At 62.6% G+C, this 17,280-nt stretch carries 15 protein-coding genes and 1 pseudogene; 8 read left to right on the top strand and 8 right to left on the bottom strand.

Translation table 11 applies throughout. The features are described from left to right. Nucleotides 1-119: 119 nt before the first annotated feature. Nucleotides 120-941 carry a UDP-2,3-diacylglucosamine diphosphatase gene (locus tag AC0L3L_RS23190; RefSeq protein ID WP_123145761.1) on the bottom strand — a complete coding sequence of 274 codons (822 nt, stop codon included), beginning with the start codon at nucleotides 939-941 and terminating at the stop codon, nucleotides 120-122. A gap of 119 nt (nucleotides 942-1,060) precedes the next feature. Here AC0L3L_RS23190 and AC0L3L_RS23195 point away from each other — a divergent pair, with 119 nt between their 5' ends. Next, on the top strand, nucleotides 1,061-1,840 hold the full coding sequence (locus AC0L3L_RS23195; RefSeq protein WP_473639202.1) for an SDR family oxidoreductase: 780 nt from the start codon (nucleotides 1,061-1,063) through the stop codon (nucleotides 1,838-1,840). 54 nt (nucleotides 1,841-1,894) lie between these two features. On the opposite strand, the gene AC0L3L_RS23200 is transcribed toward AC0L3L_RS23195, so the two are convergent. Beyond that, nucleotides 1,895-2,863, bottom strand: coding sequence for an MBL fold metallo-hydrolase (locus AC0L3L_RS23200; RefSeq protein WP_473639203.1), 969 nt, complete (start codon nucleotides 2,861-2,863; stop codon nucleotides 1,895-1,897). 142 nt (nucleotides 2,864-3,005) lie between these two features. Here AC0L3L_RS23200 and AC0L3L_RS23205 point away from each other — a divergent pair, with 142 nt between their 5' ends. Next, on the top strand, nucleotides 3,006-3,950 hold the full coding sequence (locus tag AC0L3L_RS23205; protein WP_473639204.1) for a LysR family transcriptional regulator: 945 nt from the start codon (nucleotides 3,006-3,008) through the stop codon (nucleotides 3,948-3,950). A 197-nt stretch (nucleotides 3,951-4,147) separates the two neighbouring features. Here the strand turns inward: AC0L3L_RS23205 and AC0L3L_RS23210 are convergent. Further along, nucleotides 4,148-4,474: pseudogene (locus AC0L3L_RS23210) on the bottom strand (alpha/beta fold hydrolase); the annotation flags it as partial. Between the two features lie 56 nt (nucleotides 4,475-4,530). Between AC0L3L_RS23210 and AC0L3L_RS23215 the strand changes: the two are divergent. From AC0L3L_RS23215 to AC0L3L_RS23230, 4 genes are all read left to right on the top strand, one after another. Continuing rightward, nucleotides 4,531-4,779, top strand: coding sequence for a hypothetical protein (locus AC0L3L_RS23215; RefSeq protein WP_473639205.1), 249 nt, complete (start codon nucleotides 4,531-4,533; stop codon nucleotides 4,777-4,779). 32 nt (nucleotides 4,780-4,811) lie between these two features. Next, nucleotides 4,812-5,129, top strand: coding sequence for a type 2 periplasmic-binding domain-containing protein (locus tag AC0L3L_RS23220; RefSeq protein ID WP_473639216.1), 318 nt, complete (start codon nucleotides 4,812-4,814; stop codon nucleotides 5,127-5,129). Between the two features lie 193 nt (nucleotides 5,130-5,322). Further along, the gene (locus tag AC0L3L_RS23225) at nucleotides 5,323-7,647 is read left to right on the top strand and encodes an NADP-dependent malic enzyme (RefSeq protein WP_123145757.1); all 2,325 of its coding nucleotides are present in this window, start codon (nucleotides 5,323-5,325) and stop codon (nucleotides 7,645-7,647) included. A gap of 80 nt (nucleotides 7,648-7,727) precedes the next feature. Continuing rightward, nucleotides 7,728-8,912, top strand: a complete 1,185-nt coding sequence (locus AC0L3L_RS23230) for a DUF2865 domain-containing protein (protein ID WP_473487292.1) — start codon at nucleotides 7,728-7,730, stop codon at nucleotides 8,910-8,912. Here AC0L3L_RS23230 and gltX read toward each other — a convergent pair. From gltX to AC0L3L_RS23250, 4 genes are all read right to left on the bottom strand, one after another. Continuing rightward, on the bottom strand, nucleotides 8,830-10,203 hold the full coding sequence (gene gltX / locus AC0L3L_RS23235; RefSeq protein WP_473639206.1) for a glutamate--tRNA ligase: 1,374 nt from the start codon (nucleotides 10,201-10,203) through the stop codon (nucleotides 8,830-8,832). The two genes, AC0L3L_RS23230 and gltX, sit on opposite strands and share 83 nt — an antisense overlap. A 340-nt stretch (nucleotides 10,204-10,543) precedes the next feature. Next, the gene (locus AC0L3L_RS23240) at nucleotides 10,544-12,349 is read right to left on the bottom strand and encodes an ABC transporter ATP-binding protein (protein WP_473639207.1); all 1,806 of its coding nucleotides are present in this window, start codon (nucleotides 12,347-12,349) and stop codon (nucleotides 10,544-10,546) included. A 525-nt stretch (nucleotides 12,350-12,874) separates the two neighbouring features. Continuing rightward, nucleotides 12,875-14,590, bottom strand: a complete 1,716-nt coding sequence (locus tag AC0L3L_RS23245; RefSeq protein WP_473639208.1) for an NAD+ synthase — start codon at nucleotides 14,588-14,590, stop codon at nucleotides 12,875-12,877. A gap of 122 nt (nucleotides 14,591-14,712) precedes the next feature. Next, nucleotides 14,713-15,426, bottom strand: coding sequence for a DNA-3-methyladenine glycosylase I (locus tag AC0L3L_RS23250; protein ID WP_473639209.1), 714 nt, complete (start codon nucleotides 15,424-15,426; stop codon nucleotides 14,713-14,715). Nucleotides 15,427-15,510: 84 nt separating this feature from the next. On the opposite strand from AC0L3L_RS23250, the gene AC0L3L_RS23255 reads away from it, so the two are divergent. Together AC0L3L_RS23255 and AC0L3L_RS23260 are read left to right on the top strand one after the other, a co-directional pair. Beyond that, entirely contained in the window at nucleotides 15,511-16,074 is a 564-nt protein-coding gene (locus tag AC0L3L_RS23255) for a DUF1003 domain-containing protein (protein WP_473639210.1), read from the top strand. Then, complete coding sequence (locus tag AC0L3L_RS23260; protein ID WP_473487286.1) at nucleotides 16,071-16,658, top strand: DedA family protein; 588 nt, start codon at nucleotides 16,071-16,073, stop codon at nucleotides 16,656-16,658. The genes AC0L3L_RS23255 and AC0L3L_RS23260 overlap by 4 nt, the downstream gene beginning before the upstream one ends. A 3-nt stretch (nucleotides 16,659-16,661) precedes the next feature. Here the strand turns inward: AC0L3L_RS23260 and AC0L3L_RS23265 are convergent, their stop codons facing one another. Continuing rightward, nucleotides 16,662-17,249, bottom strand: coding sequence for a hemerythrin domain-containing protein (locus AC0L3L_RS23265; protein ID WP_473639211.1), 588 nt, complete (start codon nucleotides 17,247-17,249; stop codon nucleotides 16,662-16,664). Between the last annotated feature and the right edge of the window lie 31 nt (nucleotides 17,250-17,280).

The following is a 17,280-nucleotide window of genomic DNA, read 5'->3' on the forward strand; positions in this document are numbered from 1 at the left end:
TCCGTCGGCGCAGCGTTCAGCCGAGTCGGCCTGCAGCGCACGCCAAATCCATAACATGCTGAAAAAGTCGGCGGAACCGCTTGGACTAATCGATTAAAGCGAGGTGAGGTCGGGTTTGGTCAGGCAGCCTGGACTGCCCTGCCCTTGATGTCGATCGGCACGAGCACTTCGCTGCCGACCGGAGCCTCCGGCAGGACGTGCGCCCAGTGCAGGATCTCCATCCGGCCGTCGAAATGCTCGACCACCGCGGTGCAACTCTCCACCCAATCGCCGGTGTTGATGTATTGCACGTCCTCATAATTTTCGATCGCGGCATGGTGGATGTGCCCGCAGATCACGCCGTCGACATGCGAGCGGCGCGCTTCCTCGGTCAGCATCGTTTGGAACGAGCCGATGAAATTCACCGCCTTTTTGACGTTGACCTTGGCCCAGGACGAAAACGACCAATAAGGCAGGCCAAGCAGTTGGCGAAGCCGCGTCACCACGCGGTTAACGAGCATGGCCGCGTCGTAGGCATAGTCGCCAAGATAGGCCAGCCAGCGCGCATTGTGGACGACAGTGTCGAACTGGTCGCCATGGATAACAAGAAGACGTTTGCCGTCGGCGGTCTCGTGAATGGCGCGGTCGGCGACGACGATGCCGCCGAAATGCACGCCTTGGAACTGGCGCGCGAACTCGTCGTGATTGCCGGCGATGTAGGTGATGCTAGCGCCCTTGCGCGCCTTACGCAGCAATTTCTGGACGACGTCGTTGTGGCTCTGCGGCCAGTGCCAGTTCCGTCTCAGCCGCCAGCCGTCGACGATGTCGCCGACGAGATAGATGATATCGGCGTCGTGATGGCGCAGGAAATCGATCAGGAACTCGGCCTTCGCCGCCTTCGATCCGAGATGGACGTCGGAGATGAACATGCTGCGGAAAGTGCGGGGCTCTGCGCCAGGCATTGGATTCTCACCGTTGCTCTCGTGCAGCCTATGCCCCGATTCATGCAACAACCGTATGACGGTTGCGATTGGTCCAGCCTCAAGAGTAGGTTGCCGCGCCAATCAGAGGAGAAATCGCCATGGATCTCGGTATTCGCGGAAAAAAGGCCATCGTCTGTGCTTCGAGCAAGGGACTTGGGCGCGGTTGCGCCATGGCGCTGGCCGAGGCCGGCTGTGATCTGGTCGTCAACGGGCGCAATGCCGACCAATTGGCGAAGACCGCCGCCGAACTGCGCGAAAGATTTGGCGTCGAGGTGACCGAAATCGTCGGCGACGTGTCGAAGCCCGAGGTGCAGAAGGCGCTGCTTGCCGCCTGTCCCAATCCCGATATCCTCGTCAACAACAATGGCGGACCGCCGCTTCGCGATTTCCGCGAACTCGACCGCGAAAAGATCCTCGAAGGCGTCACCCAGAACATGGTGACCCCGGTCGAGCTGGTTCAGGCTGTCATCGACGGCATGGCCGAACGCGGCTTCGGCCGCATCGTCAACATCACCTCGCTGTCGGTCTATGTTCCCATTCCCGGCCTCGATCTGTCGTCCGGCGCGCGCGCCGGCCTGACTTCGTTCCTGGCCGGCGTCGCGCGGACGGTGATCGACCGCAATGTGACGATCAACAACATGCTGCCGGGCAAGATCGACACCGACAGGCTGCGCCCTCCGCATGAAGCCGGCACCCCCGAAGATCCGGCTGCTGCCGCCGTGCGCAAGACCCAGGCAGCAGCCAACGTTCAGGCCAAGCGGCTCGGCACGCCGGAGGAATTCGGCCAGATCTGCGCCTTCCTGTGCTCGGTTCATGCCGGCTACCTGACCGGGCAGAACATACCGGTCGACGGCGGCGCCTATGTCAGCGCGTTCTAATACCTAACGCCTGGTACCTGCTGGGAACGCCGCCCCTTCCCGCGCTGGCCGCCACTACAGTTCATAGGACCATTCGGCCGGCACGAAGCGATAGGCTTGGCCGTCGCGCGCGACGTGTCCGAAACCCGGGAACGGCAAATGCATTCCGGCGATCAGCATCCGGTCGGCAGCGACCCGATCGAGCGTCCGCTTGCGCGTTTCGGCGGCCAGTTTGGAATCGACATCGAACGCGATGCTCCAGTCCGGGCGCGCGAACTGGTAGGTCGCCATGTGCACGACATCGCCCCAGATGAACAGCGCCTCGCCGCCCGATTCCACGATGAATCCGGCATGGCCCGGAGTGTGGCCGGGCAGCGGCACGGTGCGGATCGAGCCGAGCGCCTCACGCTCGCCGTCCACTTGCCGCAGGCGGTCCGCATAAGCGGCGGCAGCCTTGCGTGCCCCGATGAAGAACGGCTTCGCCTCGTCCGGCGCCTGGTTCATGTTCGCGTCGTCGTGCCAGAAGGCGTAGTCGGTGGCGGTGACGACGAGCTCGGCATTGGGAAACAGCGCCTGGCCGGCGGGAGTCAGCACGCCGTTGATATGGTCGGGATGCATGTGGGTAATCAGCAATGTGTCGATCTGGTCCGGAGAGACGCCGGCCGCCTCGATAGCGGCCGGAAGTCGCCCGAGTGACGGGCCCATGCTGTCCGACGTACCGGCGTCGACGAGCACCAGACGGTCGCCCAGATTGATGAGATAGGCATTGACCGGTGCGCGGCGCGGTCCGGGCTTCTGGAAGCTGGCCCTCGCCAGCCGCTCCGCATCGGCCTCAGCGAGCCCGATGACCAGCTCGGAACCAATGTCGATGTAGCCGTCCAGCAGCGCCGTAACCTGGACCGATCCCACGTTGCGGCGCAGCGCACCAAGCGTTGCGGCGTCGACCAGCGGCGCGCGGGCCAAGGCCGGAACGGAGACATTGGCTAGGAGAGTGCCGCCGGCCAGGCCGGCACCGGCGAGGAAATGGCGGCGGGAAAGCGTCATGGCATCATCTCCGGTTGGGGGATCGTAGAGGCTCCGGGTCAGAGCAAGACGGGTCTACTTCATAGGTTCAGCTTTTTGAACTTGCCCGTTTCTTATACAAGCTATTACCCTTGCTTATTAATCATGACGGGGAGTTGCTATCATGGACCGCCTGACCGAGCTGACCAGCTTCATACGCGCCTCCGAGACCGGCAGCTTCTCGGCGGCCGCGCGCGGGCTAGGCTTGAGCCAGCCGGCCGTCAGCCAACAGATCCGCGCACTGGAAAAGCGCCTCGGTGTCCGGCTTTTTGACCGTACGACCCGCCATGTTTCGCCGACGGAAGCCGGCCGGAGCTATCTGGAGCGCGCCCGCGACATCGTCGAGCGCCTCGAAGAGGCGGACCGCAGCGTCGGTTGCCTCGAATCGAAGATGTGCGGACGCCTTGCCGTCGGCGCGCCGGCCAGCTTCGGTGCCGGTATGCTCAGCAACTATCTGATCGAGTTCAAGCGGTCCTATCCGGAACTGATGCTCGACGTGGCACTGACCGACAGTTTCGTCGACGTAATCGCAGAGCGGCTCGACGTTGTGATCCGCATGGGGACCATCGATGACGATCGGCTGATCGTGCGCAAGCTGGGTGTGATGGAGCGACGCCTCGCGGCAACGCCGGACTATCTCGACCGGATGGGCAGGCCGCGGCGACCTGAGGATCTTGCCGAGCATGACTACCTGCTTTACGCCCACATCACGACGCGCGAGATCGTTCCGCTCACCGGCCCAGGCGGCCAAAAGGCCGAGGTGCGGATTCGGCCGGCCATGCGCTCCAACAATTCGCTCCTTAACCAGCAGGCACTGCTGTCTGGCATCGGCATCGGCCTCGGCCACAAGGTGATACTCGACCCGCTCGTCGCGCAAGGGCGGCTCGAATATGTGCTGCCTGACTGGCACTACGCACCGCACCACGTGCATGCGGTCTATCCGTCGAACCGCTTCATACCATTGAAGGTCAGGCGGTTCGTTGACGGCTTCACCGAGCACCTCGCTGCGATGGGTGCGCTCATCGATGACAAAAAAGCGTGTGCATCCAAGGAAACGGCGCCGGTCTAGTGAAGTCTGACGTTTGTACGCGCAGGGAATTGGCGGAGACGGGAGAGTCGAGATGTGGCGCGGCGGAGATAGGCGCAGCCCCGCAACCCGCGCGGTGAGTAGCTGTCGGGTGGACGGTAGCCGGAAAGCCTGGAGGCGGTCGACCGGACACCCTTGCGGCTGCTGCTCCCGCAAGACATACGAACTTCCCGTCATGGTCATTCCTCCGGCCGATCGAGAAACCGCTTCACAGCGTCGAGGAACACACCGCGTCCTGCGGCCTCGCGGTCGAGATGCACGAAGTGCGTGGCTTCCGGGATGTCCAGACGTTCCGCTTTTGGTGCTTCGTCCACGATTGTCTTCGCGTCCTGTGGCCGGCTCCAGAAATCCCGTCCGGAGCGGATGGCGAGCACTGGCATTGTGAGGGCCGCCGCCGACCATTGCCGGCGATCGAACGCGAGTTCGAAACTGTCGGCCATAGCGCCGCTCGGTGACCGGAAACTCGGCGGCTGGCGGGTCGACGCCGTCTCGTCAGAGGCGAGTGCCTGCCAGTGCTGGAGCGGCGGCCATCATGGCTACTGTGAGCACGAGGGGGAAAACGGTGAAATGGGACATGATATCTCCGGTCGCAATTGCGTTCCGCAAAGACTGCCAGCTATTCGATATCTTATCGATGACGCGTTTGATCGAGATGTCCACCAATGAGCAGATTGCGGCGTTGTCGCTGAGTGAGATCGACATCGGTTTCGTGCATCCACCGCTCGGGACCGACGAACGTCTCGACGTCCATGACTATCCTGCTGAAGATCTTATTGCCGTTCTGCCTGACGACCGGCAGACGCACGGGTGACGCTGGCGGACATCGCCCGACACGGGCTCATCATGTTTCCGGCTGCACAAGGCCCGGCGCCCCATGCCCGCATCGTGGACACGTTCACCAAGCGGATCGTCCAGGAGGCGACGCGGGCACTGACCATGCTATCGCTCGTGTCCACAGGCTTGGGCGCGGCCCTGCTGCCACGATCGACACAGCGCCTTGTATTTCAGGGCGTCCGGTATGCAGCAATCGCCGACGTATCGCTGCCCGCCTGGCCGCTTGCCGTGATCGCGAAACGGCGGCCACGGTCGGCCTCGTCGACAGCGTCTGGAAACTGCTTGAGGTCGTCTAGACGTGACTTGACCGCCGGCGATCGGACATAACCCGGTCGCGCAATGCGCTCCCATGACATCAGCCCGGCAGTGACAAGGCAGGTGAGGATTTCAGCGCAACAGTCTGACATAGATGAGTTTTTGACGATTCTTGCGCCTAATTGGCGGTTGCGTCATTTGGCATCGTGAAAATCCAACGCTGCATGCTAAAAGGGCTTCAAGGCAGGATCGCAGGGAGGCCCGCATGGAAGGCGAAAACAAAAAAGCAGCCCGGTCGGACCTCGACGAAGCCGCACTTTATTTCCACAAGCATCCACGGCCTGGAAAGCTTGAAATCCAGGCAACAAAGCCGCTCGGCAACCAGCGCGACCTGGCGCTTGCCTATTCGCCCGGCGTCGCGGCGCCCTGTCTGGAAATCCGCGACAATCCGGCAACCGCCGCCGACTACACGGCGCGCGCCAATCTGGTTGGCGTCGTCTCGAATGGTTCGGCGGTGCTCGGCTTGGGCAATATCGGTCCGCTGGCCTCCAAGCCGGTGATGGAAGGCAAGGCGGTGCTGTTCAAGAAATTCGCCGGCATCGACGTCTTCGATATCGAGATCGACGCGCCTGACATCGAGCGCATGGTCGAGACGATCTCGGCGCTGGAGCCGACCTTCGGCGGCATCAACCTCGAAGACATCAAGGCGCCCGAATGCTTCGAGGTCGAGGAACGGCTCAAGGCCCGCATGGCCATACCGGTCTTCCACGACGACCAGCACGGCACCGCGATCATTGTCGCCGCGGCCGTGCTCAACGGGCTGGAATTTGCCGGCAAGACCATCTCCGACATCAAGATCGTCACCTCCGGCGCAGGAGCTGCGGCCCTTGCCTGCCTCAACTTGCTGGTTTTGCTTGGCGCGCGCGTCGAAAACATCTGGGTCACCGACCGTTTCGGCGTCGCCTACAAGGGCCGCGTCGACGAGATGGACCGCTGGAAGGACCCCTATGTGAAGGACACCGAGGCGCGCACGCTGGCCGATGTGCTGCCGGGCGCCGACGTGTTCCTGGGTCTTTCGGCCGCCGGCGTGCTGAAACCGGAATTGCTCCAGCATATGGCGCCAAAACCGCTGATCCTGGCGCTGGCCAACCCCAACCCCGAGATCATGCCGGAAGCAGCACGGGCGGCGCGACCCGACGCGATGATCTGCACCGGCCGCTCCGATTTTCCCAATCAAGTCAACAATGTACTTTGTTTTCCTTACATTTTTCGTGGCGCATTGGACTGCGGCGCCAGCGCCATCAACGAAGAGATGAAGATGGCCGCGGTGCGGGCGATCGCGGCCCTTGCCCGCGAGGAACCGTCGGATGTCGCCGCCCGCGCCTATTCCGGCGAAACGCCGATCTTCGGGCCCGATTTCCTGATCCCCTCGCCCTTTGATCCCAGGCTGATCCTGCGCATCGCTCCGGCCGTCGCCAAGGCCGCCTGCGACACCGGTGTCGCGACACGGCCGATCACCGACATGACGGTCTATATCGACACGCTGAACCGCTTTGTCTTCCGCTCCGGCCTGGTCATGAAGCCGGTGTTCACGATGGCCAAGACGTCGAGCGCCAAGCGCGTTATCTATGCCGACGGCGAGGACGAGCGCGTGCTGCGTGCCGCCCAGGTGGTGCTGGAGGAAGGCATCGCCGAGCCGATCCTGATCGGTCGCCCGCATGTCATCGAAGTCAGGCTGAAACGCTACGGGCTGCGCATCAAGCCGGGCGTCGATTTCGGCCTGATCAATCCCGAGGACGATCCCCGTTATCGCCACTATGTCGACCTTTTAATTGAACTCGCCGGCCGGCGCGGTGTGACGACGGAGGCCGCGCGCACCATGGTGCGCACCGACAACACCGTGATCGCAGCACTTGCCCTTAAGCGTGGCGACGCCGACGCCATGGTCTGCGGACTGGAAGGGCGTTTCGAGCGGCATTTGCGCAATGTCACCCTGATCATCGGCCCGCGCGCCGGTATCAAGGATCATGACCTGTCGACGCTTTCCATGCTGATCTCGCAGCGCGGCATCATTTTCCTCACCGACACGCATGTCACCGTCGATCCGACGGCCGAGGAGATCGCCGAGATGACGGTGCTGGCTGCCGAAGAAATCCAGCGCTTCGGCATCGAGCCCAAGGCCGCCCTGCTGTCGCATTCGGATTTCGGCTCACGCGATTCGCCAAGCGCGCTCAAGATGCGGCAGGCAGCGGCGATCCTGGCGCGCATTGCGCCAGACCTGCAATGCGACGGCGAGATGCATGCCGACTCGGCTCTGTCGGAGCAACTGCGCCAGCGCGTCTATCCGCATTCGCGGCTGAAGGGCGAAGCCAATCTGCTGGTGTTCCCCAATCTCGATTCGGCGAACATCACGCTCACCGCGCTGCGCGCGATGATGGACGCGCTGCATGTCGGGCCGATCCTGCTCGGCACCGACAGGCCGGCGCATATATTGACGCCGTCGGTGACGTCACGCGGTGTCGTCAACATGACGGCGCTCGCCGTGGTCGAAGCGGCCCATAAGGCGCAGGCGGTCGTAAATCTGGGCTAAAACGGCCTTTCGCGGTAAGCTAACAAATAACCGCAAAGCGGTAGCTTTCGCGACGGGCGGTTAAACGGAGTTCACGGCGAATGACGGGCGGAGGGTGGAAGCTGACGCGTGCCGCGGCGCTGCTCGGTGCACTGGCGTTATCAGGCCTTGCCGTCACTCAGCCGCAGGCCGCCTCCGGTGTTTGCCGCCAGCTGGAAGCCGATCTCGCGGCCGCTTCGCGCGGTGGCGGCAAGCCGGCCCTGCTCAGGAAATACGACGACGCGATCGTGCGACAGCGCGAGCAGATTTCAAAGGCAAGCCGCCAGTCCGACAGCGCCGGCTGCGACTTTTTGCTGCTCGGCCGCAATCGCAACGCTTGCGGCGCACTCGAGGCCACGCTCGACCGCATGATCGCCAATCTCGATGCCCTGCAGATCAAGCGCGCGCAGCTCGCCGACGGCGGCTCGCGCCGCGATCGCGCGCGCATATTGGCTTCGCTCGACGCCAATGGCTGTCGCGACAGCATCGTGCCTTCGGAACGTGCGCCTGTCCTGGAGGCGAACCGTGAGAATGGCAATGGAAATCTGCTCGATCGGCTTTTGGGCGACGCCAGAAATCAGCCCGATGCGCTGGACGAACCGAGCGATCCCGACGAAGAACGCGGTGTCCGCGCCATGATCAATCAGCCCGACGGCATGGACCTGCCGCGCCTCGGCGACGAATTCCGCACAATGTGTGTGCGCACCTGCGACGGCTATTTCTTCCCGATGTCGAATGCCGCCTCGCTGGGCGATTTCGAGCGCGATCAGAAGAACTGCGATTCGAGTTGCCCCGGCACCGAGATGCAGGTGTTTTATGCGCGCGGCATAGGCGACAACTCGGCTGACATGACGTCTTCGGTAACCGGCAGGCCCTATAGCGAACTGCCGACCGCCTATCTCTACAAGCAGCCCGAAACCTCTCCCTCGCCGGCCTGCGGCTGCAACGCAGCACGAAATTTCGAGATCATTGCCGGCAACCCGCCAAGCCCGGAACAGACTGACCCCGATGTAGAGACCACACCATTGCCTGTCGCCAAACCCGATCCAGGCGCCGACCCCGAGACATTGGCCAATGTCGAAGGCGGGCTCGACCGCGACGTCATCAAGCGCCTCGCCGTCAAACCCTCGCCGACGACTTTGCCGCCGCCGGGACAGCGCAAGGTCAGGGTCGTCGGGCCAACGTTCCTTCCCGACCCAGCAGCGGCAACAGATCTGCAAGCTCCGGTCCCGAAGGCTGCCCCGTAAGCGCCAACCTGAGCGGCATGAACAGCGCCTTGCCCTTGCGGCCGGTCGCTTCCCTGATCCTGCCCGTCCACTCCTTCCACACCGACCCGTTCCAGGGGTCTTCCGGCAAAAGGTCGAACGCCTGGCGAAGGAAATCGCGGTCGACGTCGGAAAAGTCCGGCTGCTCCTGCGGGCCGTCGCGAAGTGTGCGCCACCAGATTGCGGCATCGGCCAGCCTGTCGAGATTGCCGCGCACCGCCAGCCAGAACGGCTCGGCCTGTTCGCCGGAAATGCCGAGCACGATCAGCCGGTCGCGCGCCTCTGAAAACGGCATATGATGCAGCAGCGTGCGGTTGAGCACGAAGAGCTCGTCCGGGTCGAATTTCGCGGCGGATTTCGAGGTCGCGGCCGGATCGAAGCGCCGGGCAAGCTCGGTCATATCGGGCACCGCCACGACGTTTTCCGAGGTGCCGACAAGCACGGCCAGCGAGGCGACGGCCATCGGTTCGATGCCGGTCTCGCGCAAGCTCTCGATGGAGAGCGCGCCGCTCCGCTTCGACAGGCCCTCGCCCGATGCGGTGGTCAACAGATTGTGGTGGCCGAACACCGGCGGCTCGGCACCCAATGCCTGGAACAGGGCGATCTGCACACCGGTGTTGGTGACGTGGTCGTCGCCACGGATAACGTGGCTGACGCCCATCTCGATGTCGTCGACCACCGAAGGCAGAGTATAGAGATAGGTCCCGTCCTCGCGCATTAGAACCGGGTCGGAAAGCGAGGCGAGGTCGACGGTTTCCTCGCCGCGCACCAGATCGTTCCAGTGGATTTCCGTGCGCTCCGGCTGCAAGGGGTCGCTGGTGAAATTGGGCAGCAGAAAGCGCCAGTGCGGCCGGCGGCCATCGGACTGGTATTCGGCGATCTGCTCAGGCGTCAGCGTCAACGCTTCGCGGCCGTAGACCGGCGGCAGGCCGCGCGTGCGGCGCACCTTGCGCCTGAGATCGAGCTCTTCGGGTGTCTCGTAACAAGCATAGAGAAGGCGCGCTGCCTTCAATTTCTCCATCGCCGCATCGTAGATCTCGAAGCGCCGTGACTGGTATTCCGTGGCGTCGGGAAAGATGCCCAGCCAATGCAGGTCGTAGAGGATGGCGTCGGAGAATTCCTGCGTCGAGCGCGCGACGTCGGTGTCATCGAAGCGCTGGATGAAGCGGCCCTTGTTGTTCATGGCGAACACCCAATTGAACAGCGCAGTGCGCGCATTGCCGATATGAATGCGGCCGGTTGGTGACGGGGCGAAACGGACGGTAACTGTCATGAACGGGGCGTACCGGATGGTTTTGCTGTTGACAAGACACGCCCCCGCGCCTGGCCGCAGACATAGAACATGACGAAGGCGATGAAAAGGCGGCAGCGCCGCGCGTCCTACCGCATCGGCCCGAAAATCGGAACCGATTTTCGGAAAGCACGATGCGCAGATTCAAAGTGTTAGAGCGTACGTTGTGCGTCCAAGTGGACACACGTCGCTCTAGCGCATCGGCCCGAAAATCGGAACCGATTTTCGGAAAGCACGATGCGCAGATTCAAAATGTTAGAGCGTACTTTGTGCGTCCAAGTGGACGCACGTCGCTCTAATGGACGCGCGGCGCTGTAGGCCGTCAGATCGCCAGCCCCTTGGTCAATTCGAGCGCCTGGCGCTCGAACAGCCGGCGGTAGATGCCGCCCTGCAGCCGGATTAGTTGGTCATGCGAACCCTCCTCGACGATGCGGCCGCGATCGAACACTAGAAGCCTGTCCAGCGCCCGTACCGTCGAAAGCCGGTGCGCGATGACCAGCGTCGTGCGGCCGACCATCAACCGCTCCATCGCCTGCTGGATCAGCACCTCCGATTCTGAATCGAGGCTCGACGTCGCCTCGTCCAGAATGAGGATCCGCGCATCGGCGAGGAAGGCCCGCGCGATCGCCACGCGCTGGCGCTCGCCGCCCGACAGTTTCACGCCGCGCTCGCCGACCAGCGTGCCATAGCCTTTCGGCAGATCGACGATGAAGTCGTGCGCGCTTGCCAGCCGTGCGGCGTGCTCGATTTCGGCTTGCGTGGCGCTCGGCCGGGCATAGGCGATGTTTTCGGCCAGCGACCGGTGGAACAGGATCGGCTCCTGCTGGACGATGGCGATCTGCCCGCGCAGCGACGCCTGCGCCACCCCGGAAATATCCTGACCGTCGATCAGGATCGTTCCCGCGTTCACGTCGTAAAGGCGCTGGATCAGCTTGACGAAGGTCGTCTTGCCCGAGCCCGAATGGCCGACCAGCCCGACGCGCTCGCCCGGCGCGATGTCCACCGAAAAGTCGCGATAGAGCGGCAGTCGGTGGCTGCCATAATGGAAGGTGACTTTGTCGAAGCTGACGCGGCCGTCGGTGATGCGGATCGGCCTGGCGCCAGGCACATCCTCGATGCCGAGGCGCTCGAACTGGAAGTCGACCAGTTCCTCCATGTCGTTGATCGAGCGCTGCAAATTGCGGATATGCGTGCCGATATCGCGCAAATAGCCTTGCAGCACGAAGAACGAGGTCAGCACGAAGGTGACATCGCCGGCGCTCGCCTGCCCCCACGACCACAAAAGCAGGGAGAATCCTATCACCGCTGTTCTCAGAAGCAGCAGCATCGACCCTTGCGTGGTGCCGTTGACGGTGCCGCGCACCCAAGTGCGGCGCGTGCGGGCGCGCCATCTGGCGACGACCTTGGCGAGGCGCGTTTCCTCGCGTTCCTCGGCGCCAAAACCCTTGACCACGGCGTTGCAGCTCACCGCATCGGCCAGCGAGCCGCCCAGGCGCGTGTCCCATGCGTTGGCAAGCCTTGCCGCGGGCGCGACATAGCCAAGCGACAGCAGCGCCGTCACCGCGATGAACAGCACCGAACCTGCGGCGACGACAGCACCCATCAGCGGCCAGAACCAGCCGAGCAGCAGCGTCGAACCGACGAGCATGACGACGGACGGCAGCAGCGCTATCAGGATCGTGTCGTTGAGCAGGTCGAGCGCCCACATGCCGCGGGTTATCTTGCGCACGGTCGATCCGGCGAAGCTGTTGGCGTGCCAGTCGGTGGAGAAGCGCTGGACGCGATGGAACGCGTCGGCGGCGATATCCGCCATCATCTTCAGGGTCAGTTCGACGATAGCCATGAAGGCGAGGTTGCGCAGCACGACGCCGGTGAGCGCCAGCGCCACCAGCATCGAAAACGCCGCCGTCGCCGCATTCCACGCGACATCGTCGGCTGCAGCACTGCTGGCAACGGCGTCGACCAGCCGGCCGGAATAGAGCGGCGTCAGCACGTCGGCCAAGGTCGACAGCAGGAACGTGCCCATGATGAGCGAAAGCCGCCACGGCTGGCGCCGCCAATGGCTGAGCGTGAAGCCAAGGACGCTGCGAAAGGCGCCGGCGCGCAAATCTATCTGAAAACGAGCCATGATGTCATTCGGCGCAAGCGAGCCCGGTCCCGGTAAGGTCGAAAAATTGAAAAAACCGCGTTGGGCGAATTAGCGCCCGGGAATGCGGAGGTTCGGCATATTTGGCGGCTCGCCCGAATACGGGCAGCGACCGGCATCGACGAACGCCTGTTGTCCGATGGGCTTGGCCGTGAAGATGAAAACCTTCCGGCGCGCCCTCTGAGACCTAGGCTTCGCGGCCTTGCATAACGGTATCAAATCCTGCCATTCGGTCCTCCCATTAGAGCGACGTGCGTCCATTTGGACGCACAAAGTACGCTCTAACATTTTGAACCTGCGCATCGTGCTTTCCGAAAATCGATTGCGATTTTCGGGCCGATGCGTAGGGGGATCACGGAGACGCCCTTATAGAGACGCCTCAACGCCGCGCCAAGTCAGTGGAAGGCCGAAAGCGCATCTGGTCCAACCAGTGAGACCATTTTGCAACAATCGCGGGTTGTGCACTTCCTCGCGGCAGCCATTTTCACAAGAGCGAGAAACGGTGATCTACCCGCCATCCCTGAACCGGTTGGTGATGGGATAACGGCGGTCGCGGCCGAAATTCTTTTTGGTGATCTTCACGCCGGGCGCTGCCTGCCGGCGCTTGTATTCGGCGATGTAGAGCAGGTGCTCGACGCGCGTCACCGTCGCCCGGTCGTGGCCGCGGGCCACGATCTCGTCGACACCCATCTCGTTCTCGACCAGACACTCCAATATGTCGTCCAGCACCGGATAGGGCGGTAGCGAATCCTGATCCGTCTGGTTCTCGCGCAGTTCCGCCGACGGCGCCTTGTCGATGATGTTGTTCGGGATCACCTCGCCGGATGAACCCAGCGCACCCGGCGGCACGTGCGTATTGCGCCAGCGCGCCAGCGCATAGACCTGCATCTTGTAGAGGTCCTTGATCGGGTTGAAACCGCCATTCATGTCGCCGTAGAGCGTGGCGTAGCCAACCGACATCTCGCTCTTGTTGCCGGTGGTGACCACCATCGAGCCGAATTTGTTGGAGATCGCCATCAAAATGGTGCCGCGCGCGCGGCTCTGCAGGTTTTCCTCGGTAATGCCTTCCTTGGTGCCCTCGAAAAGCTGCGTCAGCGTATGCAGGAATCCCTCGACCGGCTCGAAGATCGGCACGATGTCGTAGCGGCAGCCGAGCGCGCGGGCGCAGTCCTCGGCGTCTTTGAGCGAGTCCTTCGAGGTGTAGCGATAAGGCATCATCACGGCGCGCAGCCGTTCCTCGCCGAGCGCATCGACGGCAAGTGCTGCGCAGATCGCCGAATCGATGCCGCCGGATAGACCGAGCACGACATTCTTGAAGCCGTTCTTGTTGACGTAGTCGCGCAGGCCCAGCATGCAGGCGCGATAATCGGCCTCCTCCTTTTCCGGGATTTTCGACATCGGCCCTTCGGAGCAGACCCACCCCTCGGAATTATTTCCACTTTGCGCGCCTGCGGCGGCGCGATTTCGCTTCCAGGTGGTGACGTTGACCGTCTCCTCGAACTGGCTCATCTGGAAGGCAAGCGTCTTGTCAGAACCTATGGCAAACGACGCGCCGTCGAAGACCAACTCATCCTGGCCGCCAAGCTGATTGGCGTAGATGATCGGCAATCCGCATTCGATGACCTGGCGAATGACGATCTGATGGCGAACGTCGACCTTGCCGCGATAGTAGGGCGAGCCGTTCGGCACCAGCAGGATTTCCGCGCCGCTTTCGGCCAGCGTCTCGCAGATGGCGACATCGCCCCAAATGTCTTCGCAGATCGCAATCCCCAAGCGCACGCCGCGGAAATTGACCGGTCCCTGCATTTCAGGGCCGGCCTGGAAGACGCGCTTCTCGTCGAATTCGCCGTAGTTCGGCAAATCGAGCTTGTAGCGCTCGGCAAGGATCTTGCCGCCATCGGCAATGACGATCGAATTGTGCGTGCCGCTCTTGCGCTTCAGCGGCGTGCCGATAATGACGCCCGGCCCGCCATCGGCGGTATCGCCAGCGAAATCCTGCGCCGCCCGCTCGCAGGCCTTCAGGAACGCTGGCTTCAGCACAAGATCCTCGGGCGGATAGCCGGCGAGGAAAAGCTCGGTGAACAGCACGAGGTCGGCGCCCTGGCGGGCGGCATCCGCCCTCGCCTCGCGCGCCTTGGCGAGATTGCCGGCGACGTCGCCGACCGTCGGATTGAGCTGGGCGACGGCGATGCGCAATATGTCGGAAGCGGTGTTGTCGGTCATGCCTGCTGACTTAGCGCGACAGAATTCGCCGGGCAATGGCGTTCATTTGGACCACCCAGACCGAATGGCATAAGTCATTCGTGTCAGACCGATTGGACCGATCGACGAATGTCGATCGTGTCTTATTCGCCCATATATTCGCGCAGTGCCTCCGGCGAGTGGTTCTCGCCGATCGACATCGCCAGGATGCGCGAAATATGCCGGCGCGGCAGGCCGGTTTCCGTTGCCCAGGCATTGATCTGGTTCTGGATCTTGTCGAGATCCCGCTTCGAGGTCGGGCTTTCGGCGATGTCGAGGCCGGCGTCGCGAAGTGCGGCCGCCATGTCGGCCGAGACGATGAAGGCGTCCCACTCCAGCCACCTCAGAAAATACTGGCCGGTATTGCCGCCGAGCCGGCTGCCATGCTTGGCGAGATAGGCCATCAGCCCAACCTGGTCGTCTTCAGGCCAGTCGGCGAGGAACTTGCCGAAGCCGTCATGCTCCTTCGATACCCGCTCGACGAAGGCCGCGTTGTCGCGGACGGATTTGATCTTTTGCGGATTGCGCACGATGCGCTTGTCGGCTGTCAGCTCGTGCCAAAAATCGTCTGGCTGGAACAACAGCCGTTTCGGCTCGAAGCCGAGAAACGCCTCTTCGAAACCCGGCCATTTCTGTTCGATGACGCGCCAGACGAAGCCGGCGGCGAAAACACGCTCGGCCATCGTCGACAGGATCCGGTCGTCGGCAATCTTTGCCACCGCGGCATTGTCTGGCATGGGCCCCAGCAGCGACGCCAGCGCCGCTTCCCCGCCCTTGCGTTTGGCCGCGCGGGCGCGGATTTTCTGAAAATCCAACATTGTTTCCTCACCTTATCGCGTCAATCTACCACTTCCCGCGCGAACCGGCAGCCTTTAGGTCTATCGCTGACGACGGAGGCGACAATGAACAAGACGATCGAAGATCTGGCAAACCGCTGGCTAAAGCGAAAGCCGGATGGTCTCAGCGCGCTCGAAAACCGGGTGCTGCAATCAACGCTCGAACGCACCACGATCTCGAAGAACACCAACAAGGCCGTCGCTTTTCATCAGACGTTTGGCGACCGCCTCGCCGACACCATCGCCCGGATCGGCGGTTCCTGGTCCTTCATCCTGGCCTTCATCGCCTTCCTGATCCTGTGGACGTCAGGCAATGTCTGGCTCCTGTCGCGCGATGCCTTCGATCCCTATCCCTTCATTTTCCTCAACCTCATCCTCTCCATGATCGCTGCGCTGCAGGCGCCGGTGATCATGATGGCGCAGAACCGCCAGGCGGAGCGTGACCGCATCGACGCCGCCCACGACTACGAGGTCAATCTCAAGGCCGAGATCGAGATCATGGCGCTGCATGAGAAGCTGGACGAATTGCGCCACAGCCAGATCGTTGGCATGCGCGACGAGATCGCGCAGTTGGCCGAACAGGTGAAGCGGATCGACGAGATTCTGTCGAAGCAGCGGACGCGTTCATGACGGATGCCATCCACCATCTCATCGAACAATATGGACTGATTGCCGTCTTTCTGGGCTGTGTCGCCGAGGGCGAAAGTGCGGCCCTCCTCGGCGGGTTTTTCGCGCATCAGCATGTCTTCGTCCTGTGGCAGGCCTTTCTCGCATCGGCCATTGGCGCCTTTGTCGGCGATACCTTTTTCTTTATCCTCGGACGAAGCTTCGCCGACCATCCATTCGTGGTCAAACTGAAGGGCCGGCCGGGTTTCAGCCACGCCTATCGTCTTGTCTCCACCCATCCCGACATTTTCGTGCTGTCAAACCGCTTCATTTATGGCCTGCGCCTTGTCGGCGGCATCGCGGCCGGACTGTCCGGCATTGCCGTGACGCGCTTTGTCATTCTCAACGTCATTTCATCCATGGTCTGGGCCGGATTGTTCACCACCATCGGCTATGTGTTCGGACTGGGCGCGGAGCGCATCGTCGGCCAGGCGTTGGCCCGTCACGAGCGATTGCTGATCGCCCTGGCGATTGGGTTGGGCGTGGCCGTCCTTGCCTGGTTCATCGCTCACACCATCGCCAAAAAGGAGCGTAGCAAGGAGAGGTGAGGATCAGTCGATGCCGAGCGCCCGGTCGCCACGATCAAGGATCAGTGGAATGATCAGGTCTTCCTCATCGGCAAGGTGCCGGGTCAGCATGGCGATCAGCCGGCTGTTCTCGTCGGCATAGGCATCGGCGGCAAAGCGCTGCTTGTCCTCGCTCTCCTGAAGCGTGCGGATGAAGGCGTTTGCGGCCTCGGCATTGCGCTCCAACCCTTCATGGATCGTGTGATGATCGGCATCGAGAATCTCGAAGCCGCGTTTCAGCCGGGTCTCCGCCTTGGCGAAGACCGGAAAATAATGATTGTCCTCGACATTGTGGTGGCCGTCGAGATTGCCGAGAAAATGGTTGAGGCGCGGCGCGAACCAGCGCGCGAACTCCGGCGCCGTCAGCCTGCCCTCGCGATAGTCGCCGATGCCGTTGGTCAGCATGCCGCCGAGCTCGCGGAACATGTCGTGCCGCTGCAGCCACATGTTGGCAATGCCATGGATATTGGAATGCGCCTGCCAGATCTCGCGCGGGTATTTCTCGGCCAGCCAGCGCAAATCGTCCGGCAGGCCTGCGCGTTCGAGCAGCAAAAAATCGACGGCTTCCGACATGACAGTCTCCTTTGGTAACCGCCATGTAGTG

This window comes from Mesorhizobium sp. WSM4849 (assembly GCF_055811385.1).

Excerpts from the sequence above, each read along its gene's own strand:
- AC0L3L_RS23220 (WP_473639216.1), top strand. The coding sequence starts at position 4,812 with ATGTTTCCGGCTGCACAAGGCCCGGCGCCCCATGCCCGCATCGTGGAC.
- AC0L3L_RS23260 (WP_473487286.1), top strand. The coding sequence starts at position 16,071 with ATGACGGATGCCATCCACCATCTCATCGAACAATATGGACTGATTGCC.
- AC0L3L_RS23225 (WP_123145757.1), top strand. The coding sequence starts at position 5,323 with ATGGAAGGCGAAAACAAAAAAGCAGCCCGGTCGGACCTCGACGAAGCC.
- AC0L3L_RS23230 (WP_473487292.1), top strand. The coding sequence starts at position 7,728 with ATGACGGGCGGAGGGTGGAAGCTGACGCGTGCCGCGGCGCTGCTCGGT.
- AC0L3L_RS23250 (WP_473639209.1), bottom strand. The coding sequence starts at position 15,426 with ATGTTGGATTTTCAGAAAATCCGCGCCCGCGCGGCCAAACGCAAGGGC.
- AC0L3L_RS23255 (WP_473639210.1), top strand. The coding sequence starts at position 15,511 with ATGAACAAGACGATCGAAGATCTGGCAAACCGCTGGCTAAAGCGAAAG.
- AC0L3L_RS23240 (WP_473639207.1), bottom strand. The coding sequence starts at position 12,349 with ATGGCTCGTTTTCAGATAGATTTGCGCGCCGGCGCCTTTCGCAGCGTC.
- AC0L3L_RS23190 (WP_123145761.1), bottom strand. The coding sequence starts at position 941 with ATGCCTGGCGCAGAGCCCCGCACTTTCCGCAGCATGTTCATCTCCGAC.
- AC0L3L_RS23205 (WP_473639204.1), top strand. The coding sequence starts at position 3,006 with ATGGACCGCCTGACCGAGCTGACCAGCTTCATACGCGCCTCCGAGACC.
- AC0L3L_RS23200 (WP_473639203.1), bottom strand. The coding sequence starts at position 2,863 with ATGACGCTTTCCCGCCGCCATTTCCTCGCCGGTGCCGGCCTGGCCGGC.
- gltX (WP_473639206.1), bottom strand. The coding sequence starts at position 10,203 with ATGACAGTTACCGTCCGTTTCGCCCCGTCACCAACCGGCCGCATTCAT.
- AC0L3L_RS23265 (WP_473639211.1), bottom strand. The coding sequence starts at position 17,249 with ATGTCGGAAGCCGTCGATTTTTTGCTGCTCGAACGCGCAGGCCTGCCG.
- AC0L3L_RS23245 (WP_473639208.1), bottom strand. The coding sequence starts at position 14,590 with ATGACCGACAACACCGCTTCCGACATATTGCGCATCGCCGTCGCCCAG.
- AC0L3L_RS23195 (WP_473639202.1), top strand. The coding sequence starts at position 1,061 with ATGGATCTCGGTATTCGCGGAAAAAAGGCCATCGTCTGTGCTTCGAGC.